The sequence below is a fragment of the Adhaeribacter terrigena genome (assembly GCF_016623615.1).
Taxonomy (GTDB): domain Bacteria; phylum Bacteroidota; class Bacteroidia; order Cytophagales; family Hymenobacteraceae; genus Adhaeribacter_A; species Adhaeribacter_A terrigena.
The window spans coordinates 819,394-831,297 of the sequence record NZ_JAEHFX010000001.1 but is presented as its reverse complement, the minus strand read 5'-3'; the positions used below and the strand labels follow the sequence as shown (position 1 = coordinate 831,297).

The following is an 11,904-nucleotide window of genomic DNA, read 5'->3' as shown; positions in this document are numbered from 1 at the left end:
AACTGCCCAAACAAACATGACCGAAAATCAAGTTAGTATTCTGCTTGTGGAAGATGATTATTTAGACATCATGAACGTTGAACGCGAGCTGAAGAAACTTAATATAAATCTTCCTCTGCACGTGGCCCGGAACGGCCGCGAGGCGCTGAACATGCTGAAAGGCGAAGGCGGCGCTACCAAGATCATCCCTAAGCCAAGCGTGGTGCTCCTGGATATCAACATGCCGAAAATGAACGGGATCGAATTCCTGGAAGCCGTACGCAAAGACCCCGAGTTCCGCGACCTGAACGTGTTTATCATGACGACCTCGAACGAAGAAAGTGACCGCCTGGCGGCTCAGAACCTGAACGCAACCGGTTACATCGTAAAACCGCTTTCCTTCGATAAATTCGGCGGCGAAAATTCTACCATCGACAGTTTCAGCTTAATGCTGGACTTGCTGAAGATCAAATAAATTATTCTTGTTAAGCATTTAGCTAAAAAACAGGCTTGCATTTACTACAAGCCTGTTTTTTTAATACCATAAAGGTTTCCATTCAGAGCAAACCTTCCACGTATTGGCCGACATTTAAGGAATAACACGTTTTTTCGTATTCTTAAAATCAGCAAAAATTCCCGGTTTATTTTGATCTTATTACCGGATACAGGTTCTGCGGCTGCCGAAACGCTATCTTTTTTTCAATAAAAAGTCAGTGGTTTCGTTTAAACTGCATGAAGCTTTTAAATAAGCAGCCTTAACAATATCGGCATACTTTATACCAACATACCGCCGGTTACATTTCTGGACTATAGCAACATTCCTTATCTTGCTACCAGTGTCTTTTAACTTACTGAAACTAACTGATTTTTCATGAAGCAGCTTAGCCTTTTTATCCTTTTTCTTCTTCCCCTCCTTTCCGCCTGCAATTCAAAAACCCAACAGGAAAACCTCCGCCAAAAGGAAGCAAGCCTGCTGCAAAAAGAACAGGAATTGCTGGTGAAAGAAAAAACCCTGGAATTAAAAGAAGCGGCGCTTGCAGAGCGGGAAGAAGCCTTAAAACAACCCGTAGTTACCGATACCCTGGCGGCCGTAAACGAAGCCTTATTAGGCAAATGGGCCGTAAAAATGACCTGCAGCGAAACCACCTGCCCGGGTTCTGCGGTGGGCGACACCAAAACGGAACAATGGGAAATCACTTATCAGGATAATAAATTCATTGCCAAAGCGATAGCCAACAACAACCAGGTTCGGATGTATAGCGGCATCTACACCGGCAACACGCTGGAACTGATTGCAGATGAAGCAGCAACCCCCAACCAGCCGGCCGTAAAGATAATTGCCCGTTTAAGAAAAGCTTCAGAAAACACCCTCGAAGGCCAGCGCGAAATTACCAGGGCAACCGGTTGTAAGATTATTTATGAGTTACAAATGAGCAGGGAATAGCGGCGGAACGATCACGTTGCTGTACTTATTCTTTTGAACCTTATTGATACAATATGATCCTATTATCGCAATTAGACTTTTCGCTACCCCTTAAAAACCCGGTGATCATTTTTTCGCTGGTACTCTTCATTATCCTTTTTGCACCCATTCTTTTCAGGAAAATAAAAGTGCCGCATATTATCGGGCTTATTCTGGCCGGGGTAATTGTGGGGCCCTACGGTTTAAATCTGCTTAGCCGCGACAGCAGTATCGTGCTTTTCGGTACGGTGGGCTTGCTTTACATCATGTTCCTGGCCGGGCTGGAGATTGACATGACCGAATTTAAAAAGAACCGGAACAAAATCCTGGTTTTCGGATTAACCACTTTTCTGCTGCCCCTCATTGCAGGCACGCTGGCCTCTTATTACGTGTTGCAATACGAATTTTTACCGTCGTTATTGCTGGCGAGCATGTTTTCTACCCATACGCTTATTGCCTACCCCATTGCCAGCCGCTACGGCATAGCCCGCAACCGCGCTGTAACGCTCACCATTGGCGGAACCATGATCACCGATATTCTGGCCCTGCTAATTCTGGCCGGCGTGGCGGGCATGGCCAAAGGCGAAGTTACCTCGTCGTTCTGGGTTACGCTGGGCGTTTCTACGCTGGTTTTTGTGGGCGTAATTTTCTTTATTTTCCCCATCATCATCCGGTGGTTTTTCAAGAAATTCGAAGACAGCGTTTCGCAATACATTTTTGTTTTAGGCATTGTTTTCCTGGCTTCTTTCTTAGCCGAGGTTGCAGGCATAGAAGCGATTATCGGTGCGTTCTTTTCCGGGCTGGTGCTTAACCGGTTCGTGCCGCATTCTTCGCCCTTAATGAACCGCATCGATTTTGTGGGCAACGCGCTTTTTATTCCCTTCTTCCTGATAAGCGTGGGCATGCTCGTAGATATTACTGTGCTGGTGAAAGGCTGGGGCGCCTTGAAAGTTGCCGGCGTAATTGTGGTGGTAGCAGTTGTCACCAAATATGCCGCCGCCTGGATCACGCAAAAGATCTTCCGGTTATCGGAAGATGAAGGCAAAATGATCTTCGGTTTAAGTACTTCGCACGCGGCCGCTACTCTGGCCATTATTCTGGTGGGTTACAACATTATTATCGGGGAAATGCCCAACGGGGAACCCATCCGTTTTCTGAATGAAGACGTGCTGAACGGTACCATTTTACTCATTCTTATCAGCTGCGCCATCAGTTCGTTTGTGGTAGAAAAAGCTTCCCGGAATTTAGCGCTGCAGGAAGCCAGCAAGCCCGTAAATAAATCCGGCAGAAAAGATAAGATCCTGATCCCGATGGCTTACCTCGATTCCGTTCCGGAACTGGTGGACCTGGGCTTATTCCTGAAACCTAAAAAAAGCGAAACCCCGGTTTATGCCCTGCACATAACCACCGATGAAGATGATAAGGACCTGGCTCAGAACGCGAGCAAAAAGATCCTGGAAAAAGCCACCATGCACGCTGCCGCCACCGAAAATGAGCTTATTCCGCTCACCCGTTTCGATAGTTCGGTAAGCAAAGGCATTGTTTACACCATTAAGGAACAAAACATTACCGATGTGCTCATCGGTCTGCACCAGGAATCGAATCAAAAAATTTTCCTGGGTCCTATTGCCGATGGCATCGTAAAAAGCACTTCCGAAACGATCTTCATCTACAAATCGGTACAGCCTATCAACACCCTGAACCGCATGCTGGTAGCCGTTACCCCCAAGGCTGAACTGGAGCCGGGCTTTGCACACTGGTTCGAAAAACTGACTACCATTGCTTCCGAGGCCGGCCTTTCCATGGTGTTTTTCGGGCACCCGGCTACCCTGGAAGCCCTGCAGGCGCAAAACAAACAAAGCGCCAGCCCGGTTAAAGCCGAATTTCGGCCATTTAGCAAATGGGAAGATTTCCTGATCTTTAGCCGGGAACTTCACCAGAACGACCTTTTTGTGATCGTAACTTCGCGCAAAGGTCATTTATCGTACAATATACACCTCGATAAACTGCCGTATTATTTAACCAGCTATTTCGGGCAGCACAGCTTTTTAATTTTATATCCGAAACAATTTCTCGCAGAGCAGAACGACCAGGAGTTTGGGGAAGCATCTGAAACTGAAACGTTTATCGGACCGCTGACCGATTTTGGCCACGACAAGAAATATTTGCGCAACATCTTCAACCCGAATAAATAAAACGGTAGCCATTTAAGCATAAAAACTGTTTCAGACTTTTCCGGCTGAAAATCATACCGTTTATTCTCTTCTAATGTCGGTGCGCAAAGCCTTTAGGATAATTTAGGTCAACCGAATTGCCGAGAGATTTATTAACCCGCAGAAATACAACCGGCTAAAAGCTTGAATTAAAGCAATTTACCTGCTTTACCCCAGGACCTTTAATACCATAAAAGCATTTATTTTCAGGTAAAACCGTATACGTAAAAGCCTGAAAACTCAGAAGCATGAAAAGTGAAATCGCTAAAAAATGCCTGCTATATGGATACTTTATTATTGCTGCTTTCCTTTTTATTTTTCACCACCTGCTCTTCAGAAAACGCTATGCAAACGCAAACCAGCCAGGCTTCTTTAATTGAAGCCGTAAAAAACGGGAACCTGACAGAAGTGGAAACTGCCTTAAAAAACGGCGCCGACGTGAACACGACTGACAAGAACAAACGCTCGCTTTTACTGCTCGCAACCCACGCTAAAGACCTGAAAATGGCGCAGTTGCTGGTGGCCCATGGCGCGAACGTAAACCAGCAGGACGATATCCAGGACAGTCCTTTTCTATTTGCAGGGGCATCCGGCTATACGCCTTTCGTAAAGTTATTTCTGGAAAACGGCGCCCGTTTCGATGTTTTCAACCGTTATGGCGGCACGGCTCTGATCCCGGCCTGTGAGCGAGGCCACCTGGAAACTGTAAAGCTGCTGGCCAACACCAAAGGATTCCCCATTGACCACGTAAACCGGCTGGGCTGGACCGCTTTGATGGAAACCGTAGTGCTGGGCGATGGTAGCAAAACCTATGTAGAAGTTACCAAAACCCTGATCGCGGCCGGCTGCAACGTTAATATTCCGGATAAAGATGGCGTAACCGCCCTCCAACACGCCAGAAAACGCAACTTCACCGCCATTGCGGAAGTGCTTGAAAAGGCTGCAAAAAAATAATTTAATAGTAGACCTGGTTAGTTTCCCGGAAGTCGCTCGTAAAACAGAAACATTGCACTTTCCTGACTTTTTTGCCCCGAAACCCTAGCGTTTTTAAAAGCTTAGCTCCGGAACTTCGGCCAGTAATTTAAAACTCAGGCGGTGATGCGGCGTGGCACCGAATTTTGAGATCGCCTCGCGGTGCTTGATGGTGGGGTAACCGGCATTCGTTTCCCAGCCGTAGGCCGGAAAATCAAGGGCCAGCTTTTCCATCAGGTCGTCGCGGAAGGTTTTGGCCAGAATAGAAGCTGCCGCAATGGAAAAATATTTACCGTCGCCTTTTACAATGCATGCGTGCGGAATCTCGCGGTACTTTTTAAACCGGTTTCCGTCCACGATCAGAAATTCAGGATGGGTTGAAAACTGGTCTACTGCGCGGTGCATGGCCAGAAAGGAAGCGTTCAGGATGTTTATTTCGTCAATTTCGGCGTGCGAAACTTCGGCTACAGCCCACTGCACGGCTTCTTTGCAGATCTCTTCGCGCAGCATTTCCCGGTCTTTTTTACTCAGTTGCTTCGAATCGTTGAGTAACGGATGATAATAATCAGCCGGTAAGATTACGGCCGCAGCCATTACCGGACCGGCCAGGCAACCGCGGCCGGCTTCATCGAGGCCTGCTTCCAGGATTTTTCCGCTATGGTTAGGCAGCAACATGTTCATCAGACAAAATAAACCGGTAAAAAATTCAGCCCGAAATTACGTTATTTGCAGCAGTTTTCAGTTCAGAAAAAATATGGAAGAAGAAATAAAAAACCCGTGGCAAACGCTGGCCACCAAAGCAATATACCAAAACCCCTGGATCAGCGTGCGCGAAGACCAGGTAATAAACCCCAAAGGCGGCCAGGGCATTTACGGCGTGGTTTCCTTTAAAAACAAGGCGCTGGGCATTATTCCGGTAGACGCAGAAATGAACACCTGGCTCGTGGGCCAGTACCGCTACGCGCTGAACGAATACAGCTGGGAAATACCCATGGGCGGCGGCTTGCTGGAAAAAGACATTCTGGAAAGCGCTAAACGCGAACTAAAAGAAGAAACCGGTTTTACGGCCGCCAAATGGACCAAAGTCTGCCGTTTGCACACTACTAACTCGGTAACCGACGAAGAAGGCTTTGTTTATCTGGCGCAGGAATTAACTGCAGGCGAAACCGAATTTGAAGAAACCGAAGACCTGCAACTCCGGAAATTGCCGCTTAAAGAAGCCGTAGAAATGGTGATGCGCGACGAAATTACCGATGCCATCAGCGTGGCCGGAATTTTGAAAGTGGCGCGTTTGTTAGGTTTGTAAAATTCGTTGTTCGTTTTTCCTTCGCCGTTTTCGGTTCTTTAGAAAATTATAAAAATCATCTTCCTGAAATTCAACCAATTACTACCAATAAAGTATATTTAAATATAGAAAATATGGTAGGGTTTGGAACATAAAAAGGGAGGCAAATATGAAAACTTCTATTTTTGAAAACGGAAAAACAAATAACGCCGAAGGATTAGCATTCGGGAACAACGATTTATTCGTAAATTTGGGCGGTATGAGCGGTTTAAAAAAGTTTGGCAATAATCTTTACAGGGTCTGGTGCGTTTTCAGTTTCCTGCTGCCTTTTATAATTTTGTTGCCTTTCTTCCGGCTTTTTATTCTCCGGAAGGAATGGTTTAAATATGCCGGGGCGCTGAACCGTTTCTGGAGCTGGCTGCAATTGCACATGTATGGCGTGCGGGTAGAAGTGATCCGGAAAGGCAATTATAACCCGAAGCAACAATACATTTACGCGCCCAACCATTCCTCTTACATCGATATTCCGTTGTTGCTCAGCACCGTGCCCGGGTTTCTGAATTTTGTAGGAAAAGCTTCGCTTACGCGGGTGCCGCTCTGGGGGCCGATCTTTAAAGCGCTTTACATTTCCGTAGACCGCGACAGCCGGATGAGCCGCGCTAAAACGTACCTTTACTCCAACAAAACCTTAGACGAAGGCCGTAGCCTGGTGATCTTCCCGGAAGGTAAAATTCCGGATGAGAATGTGGGCAAAGAACTGGCTGAATTCAAGGATGGTCCGTTCCGGCTGGCAATAGAACGAAAAATTCCGCTGGTGCCGGTAACCATGCCGTTCAACCACATTTTTCTGCCCGATGTAAAAGGCCAGTTCATTGTAAATCGTCATCCGCTCAAGATCGTTTTTCACGAGCCGATCGATACTACGAACATGACGATGAACGATCTGGAAACCCTGAAAGCACAAGTATTTAATATTATAAAAACCGAATTCGTAACCGATATTTATGAAGACCGACATAAACACCATCAGAAATCTGGCCCACTTAGCGCGGCTTGAATTTAACGAAACCAAAGAGCAGGAAATGCTTTCGGATCTGAACAAGATCCTGAACTGGATGGAGCAGCTCAATGAACTGAATACCGATAACGTGGAACCTCTCATTCACATGAGCGAGGAAGTGAACGTGATGCGCGAAGATTTTGCCAAAAACACGGTTACCCACGAGGAAGCGCTGCGCAATGCGCCTAAAAAAGATTCCGATTATTTCCGGGTACCAAAAGTGATGGAATAATTTCGTTGCTCGTTGCTCGTTGTTCGTTATTCGTCGTTCGGGAGCCGGTAATTTTCAGCCGGCCTTTTCCGGACCAAAATTCATCTGATTCCTTGCCCAAAACGCTATGCTTTTACCCCTGAAAAGTAAAACACCAATAACCCCAAACCAACAACGAACAACTAATTTCCTGCAAAACCAATCTCCGGCGCTGAAGTACCCGTACCTGGTGTTGCTTTTCTTAACCATTTCGGCCGCCGGCCTGGGCATTTTTGCCTACTTCACCGCCGACAATGCCATGATCCGGTGGGAAAAAGTGTCGCACCTGGAGCCCGTAGATGCCATTATTAACCAGTTTACGCAGGCGCAGCAAACTTTTACCATTAAAGCTAACGGCTATTTACTCACCGAACGCTACGATGCCAGCCTGCCTTATATAAACGTTTTTGCCGCGCATATTTTCCTGGCTTTTCTGGGCGTGCTGCTGGTCTATTTTTTAACGGTTGCTTCTACTTTAAAACGCTGGACCTTTCTGGCGGCCATGCTGCTGCTCATGTTTTTCCTGGTAACGGCCACGCTCGAAGGGCTGGAACTGATTCCGGGCGGACGCACGTTTATTTTGCTGCCCGTTATGCTTTTGCTGGCGGGCCCGGCTTATACTTTTCAGGCCTTCTACCCTACCGTTTCTTTTGCTAAAAGATTGGGCATTTTTGCCTTGCTGGTCGGTTTGCTGGGCATTTTCATTTTCAGCCGCAGCCCGCTTTCTGCTGAACTAACTTCGCTGCATCTTATCAGCCACGTAGCTCCGGCTTTGCTCATTGCTTCTATTTTGTTCATTGTGTGGGTGGCTTATGAAATCATTCACTTTTTAGTGTGGGTAAATACGCAGGCGCAAAACCCGCAACGGCGGCACGGCATGTGGCAGTTCATGTTCATTGCCCTGATCTACCTGGCCAGCCTTACCATATTTTTCCTGAACGAAGCGGGCGTTTACGACATCGATATTTTGCAGGTAAATGCCTTCCTGATTTTATTTTTATCGGCGCTGGCGGGTTTCTGGGGCTTGCGCAAACGCGAAGAAGTTTACGGTGGCATGGTGGCTTTCTGGCCGGGCGCGGCTTTCTTGTTCCTGATCTTTGCCAGCATCACGTTCCTGAATATCGGCTATGTTTTTGCTACTGCCAATGATCCGTTAATTGCCGCCTACCGCTCGCTGATCATTTATTTGCACCTGGGTTACGGGTTCATGTTCTTCCTCTATGTAATGGTAAATTTCGGCCGATTGCTGGGCCAGAAACTGCAGGTTTACAAAGTAGTTTACGACCCCAAAAGGCTACCGTTTTTTACCGTAATTACCATGGGCAGCATTGCCACGCTGTTTTTGTTTGCCAAAACGCAGTGGTTTACCTACAGCCAGGCGCGCGCCGGTTTTTACAATTATCTCGGCGATCTGTATAACGTTTCTGGCGAAGAGTTACTGGCCGAACGTTTTTACCGCGAAAGTGATATTCTGGAGCATCACAACGTAAAAGCTAACTACAGCCTGGCCGGCATAAGCCGCGAAAAGAATTTCCGGAATACCGAGATCGTGTATCTGAAAGAAGCGCTCCGCAAACGGCCCAGCGAGAAAGTATATGCCCGTTTATCGGCGCTGTTCGAGGATAAGCAATACTTTTTTGAGCAGCAGTTTGTATTAAAAGAAGCGCTGCAGAAATTCCCCGAAAGCGCGCGTTTAAACAACAACATGGCGCTGCATTTCAACAAAACTTCGCTGCTCGATTCCACGCATTATTACTACGATCTGGCCGAAAATTTCAGCAACGAAAAAGAACTGATCACGAGCAACAAACTGGCTTTCTATATCAAGAATGGCTTGCCCGAACAGGCCCAGATCGTAGCCAAAGAAAACGCTGGGACCGGTTATGTCCCCCTGAAAAGCAACGCCGTTTTACTGCAGCATTTGATGGGCCAGGAAACTCCGAAACCGGAATATCCGGCCGCCAATACCATTTTCGACACCCCGGCTTTTACGCTGCTTTACCATACCGTTTTAAACCGTTTGCATACCGATTCGAGCGCCATTTCGCATTTGAAACGCTACATCCAGACAAAAGAAAACGCCCCGCACGCCGAAGATTTCACCTTGCTGAAAGGTGCGCTGGAACAATACCATGCGCAACCCTTAATGGCCAAAGCCACCCTGGAAAACCTGAGCCGCACTACTTCTGCCGGAACCGGATACTATCAGGATATTCTGGGCCAATGGATGCTGGAACAGGGACTTTATGCCGGCGCGGCCGATTATTTTTCCAAAGCCAAAAGCAACGGTTTTCCGGAAGCACCAATTCACGAAGCCTGGGCTTTAGCGTTTGCCGGTAAGAAAGCTGAAGCAATGGAAGCGGCCCGGAATCTGCAAACCGCCGAAAACCCGGAGACTGTAAAAGAAGCCGCGCATTTACTGGCTATTCTGGAAGCTGATCTGCCTAAAGCCTTCACGCTTAAAAACGAAGCCGACAAAGTGAAATTCCTGCAAATTCAGCCGCTTTCAGACCAGATTGATTTTACCGGTTTAATTGCTTCCATTCAGAACGAAACGGCGAAAATGGCGGCGGAAAATGTACTGGTTTCGCGTTTGAACAAACAAAACAATCTGCCAGCTGCGCAGCAATTCCTGCAAACCCGACCAACCGATCCGGCCGCTAAAACCGTGGAACAATCGGACCGCAACCGCCTGCAGGCCTTGGTTTGGGCAAGATCTAAAAACGTAAATGCCTTGCAGCAAAACCAGGATAAGTTGTATTTAGAGCCGCAATTTGCCGGGGAAAAAATTTATTACAAAGCATTGCTGGCCGAAAATTCAAACAAAATAAAGGACGCAAAAACGCTATACGACCGGATAGAAAAAGTGCTGCCATACCACGAAGATGCCTTACTGGCCGCCTCGAAATTCTACCGCGACAAGCAAAAAGATGACATGGAGGCGTACAACATTTTAATGGCCGGCATTACCTATAATCCGTTTTCGGCGGCGCTCTACAAGGCGTACGTTTTGCAGAGCTTAAAAGCCGGCTTCGAAAGTTACGCCGCCGCCGGTATGGAGCAGCTAACGCCGTTGCTTAGCCCGGAAGAATACGCTACCTTTAACCAGCTTTACCAGGCGGAACTGGCCAAAATCCAGGAAATATCCGCTGGTTGGGAATAAACGCGCACCTATGGCACAAACCATTATTCAAACGAACGAAATTTCCCGGATCTACCGGATGGGCAGCGAAACCATTCACGCGCTCCGTTCCATTTCCATAACCATAAACAAAGGCGAATATGTAGCTTTTATGGGGCCTTCAGGTTCCGGAAAATCCACTTTAATGAACATTGTAGGTTGCCTCGATACGCCCAGTTCCGGCCAGTATATTCTGAACGGAAAAGATGTGAGCAACATGACCGATAATGAGCTGGCCGAAGTCCGCAATAAAGAGATTGGTTTCGTGTTTCAGACCTTCAATTTGTTGCCTCGTTCCTCGGCTTTGGATAACGTGGCGTTGCCGTTGGTATATGCCGGTTATAAAAAATCGATCCGCGATGAAAAAGCCATGGCGGCGCTGGCCAGTGTAGGTCTTGCCGACCGCGCGAAGCATAAGCCCAACGAACTTTCCGGCGGGCAGCGGCAGCGCGTGGCCATTGCCCGGGCTCTCATAAACGACCCCAGCATCATTCTGGCCGATGAGCCAACCGGTAACCTCGATTCCAAAACTTCCTACGAGATCATGGACCTTTTCGAGAAACTTTACGAAAAAGGCAACACCATTATTATGGTTACGCACGAAGAAGACATTGCCAAATACGCCCACCGGATTGTGCGTCTGCGCGATGGCTTGATTGAAAGCGATATTGAGAACCTGGAAGTTGCCACGCATTTACAAAACACTGCCCCGAAAATCTGATGAAAGTATATACCAAAACCGGCGACAAAGGCGAAACCTCGCTGATTGGCGGCACCCGCGTAAAAAAATCGCATTTGCGCATCGAAACCTACGGTACCGTAGATGAACTGAATTCTTATATTGGTCTGGTGCGCGATCAGGAAGTAAATGCCGGCCGTAAAGACCTGCTGAAAGGGATCCAGGATCGTTTGTTTACCATCGGTTCTTCACTCGCTTCCGACCCGGAAAAGTCTAAAATGAAAATTCCGGACCTGCATGCCGAAGACGTTACCTTACTCGAAAACGAAATTGACAAGATGAATGACGAACTGCCGCCTTTGCGGGTTTTCGTTTTGCCGGGCGGCCATCAGTCGGTTTCGTTTTGTCATTTAGCGCGCTGCGTTTGCCGCCGTGCCGAACGCCTAACTATTGGCTTGCAGGAAGAAAGTTTCGTAGCAGAACTGGTAATTCAGTATTTGAACCGTCTATCGGATTACCTCTTTGTTTTAAGCCGCAAAATGGCCCACGAGCTGAACGCCGAGGAAGTGCCCTGGAAACCACGGATGTAGTTTTTTAATGAGAGCGTGATGGAATTCTTGCATGAGCGAATAAGAGAATTTTTGAAGGTGAAGATGAGAAGTGTTTTTCGTTCTACGACTTTTTTGGCCTGGAATCATAGCGTTTTGTGGCTGCATCATAAGTAATTCCGTTAAACGGGGATAGGCACTTTTTAAAGGAAAAACCATAGCGTTTTTCAATCCGAAACTTGGCTTTCTGAACAATTTTGGCTAATTTGAATTAT

The 11,904-nt window shown here is 47.3% G+C and carries 11 protein-coding genes; 10 read left to right on the top strand and 1 reads right to left on the bottom strand.

What is annotated here, in order from left to right:
• Positions 1 to 16: 16 nt before the first annotated feature.
• From I5M27_RS03350 to I5M27_RS03335, 4 genes are all read left to right on the top strand, one after another.
• Positions 17 to 454 carry a response regulator gene (locus I5M27_RS03350; protein WP_200504600.1) on the top strand — a complete coding sequence of 146 codons (438 nt, stop codon included), beginning with the start codon at positions 17 to 19 and terminating at the stop codon, positions 452 to 454.
• A 396-nt stretch (positions 455 to 850) separates the two neighbouring features.
• The gene (locus I5M27_RS03345) at positions 851 to 1,423 is read left to right on the top strand and encodes a hypothetical protein (protein WP_200504599.1); all 573 of its coding nucleotides are present in this window, start codon (positions 851 to 853) and stop codon (positions 1,421 to 1,423) included.
• Positions 1,424 to 1,476: 53 nt separating this feature from the next.
• Positions 1,477 to 3,636, top strand: coding sequence for a cation:proton antiporter (locus tag I5M27_RS03340; protein WP_200504598.1), 2,160 nt, complete (start codon positions 1,477 to 1,479; stop codon positions 3,634 to 3,636).
• A gap of 300 nt (positions 3,637 to 3,936) precedes the next feature.
• Positions 3,937 to 4,608 carry an ankyrin repeat domain-containing protein gene (locus I5M27_RS03335; RefSeq protein ID WP_200504597.1) on the top strand — a complete coding sequence of 224 codons (672 nt, stop codon included), beginning with the start codon at positions 3,937 to 3,939 and terminating at the stop codon, positions 4,606 to 4,608.
• Positions 4,609 to 4,701: 93 nt separating this feature from the next.
• Here the strand turns inward: I5M27_RS03335 and I5M27_RS03330 are convergent, their stop codons facing one another.
• Positions 4,702 to 5,301 carry a ribonuclease HII gene (locus tag I5M27_RS03330; RefSeq protein WP_200504596.1) on the bottom strand — a complete coding sequence of 200 codons (600 nt, stop codon included), beginning with the start codon at positions 5,299 to 5,301 and terminating at the stop codon, positions 4,702 to 4,704.
• Between the two features lie 79 nt (positions 5,302 to 5,380).
• Here I5M27_RS03330 and I5M27_RS03325 point away from each other — a divergent pair, with 79 nt between their 5' ends.
• The 6 genes from I5M27_RS03325 (at position 5,381) to I5M27_RS03300 (ending at position 11,671) form a co-directional block, all read left to right on the top strand.
• Positions 5,381 to 5,932, top strand: a complete 552-nt coding sequence (locus I5M27_RS03325; RefSeq protein WP_200504595.1) for an NUDIX domain-containing protein — start codon at positions 5,381 to 5,383, stop codon at positions 5,930 to 5,932.
• 148 nt (positions 5,933 to 6,080) lie between these two features.
• Positions 6,081 to 6,968, top strand: a complete 888-nt coding sequence (locus I5M27_RS03320) for a lysophospholipid acyltransferase family protein (RefSeq protein ID WP_234462360.1) — start codon at positions 6,081 to 6,083, stop codon at positions 6,966 to 6,968.
• Positions 6,916 to 7,203: an Asp-tRNA(Asn)/Glu-tRNA(Gln) amidotransferase subunit GatC gene (gatC, locus tag I5M27_RS03315; RefSeq protein WP_200504594.1), complete on the top strand. Its 288-nt coding sequence runs from the start codon at positions 6,916 to 6,918 to the stop codon at positions 7,201 to 7,203. The genes I5M27_RS03320 and gatC overlap by 53 nt, the downstream gene beginning before the upstream one ends.
• Before the next feature lie 106 nt (positions 7,204 to 7,309).
• Entirely contained in the window at positions 7,310 to 10,384 is a 3,075-nt protein-coding gene (locus I5M27_RS03310; RefSeq protein WP_200504593.1) for an APC family permease, read from the top strand.
• 10 nt (positions 10,385 to 10,394) lie between these two features.
• A complete protein-coding gene (locus I5M27_RS03305) occupies positions 10,395 to 11,123 on the top strand; it encodes an ABC transporter ATP-binding protein (protein WP_234462359.1) in 729 nt (242 codons plus the stop codon).
• Positions 11,123 to 11,671 carry a cob(I)yrinic acid a,c-diamide adenosyltransferase gene (locus I5M27_RS03300; RefSeq protein ID WP_200504592.1) on the top strand — a complete coding sequence of 183 codons (549 nt, stop codon included), beginning with the start codon at positions 11,123 to 11,125 and terminating at the stop codon, positions 11,669 to 11,671. The genes I5M27_RS03305 and I5M27_RS03300 overlap by 1 nt, the downstream gene beginning before the upstream one ends.
• Positions 11,672 to 11,904 lie beyond the last annotated feature (233 nt).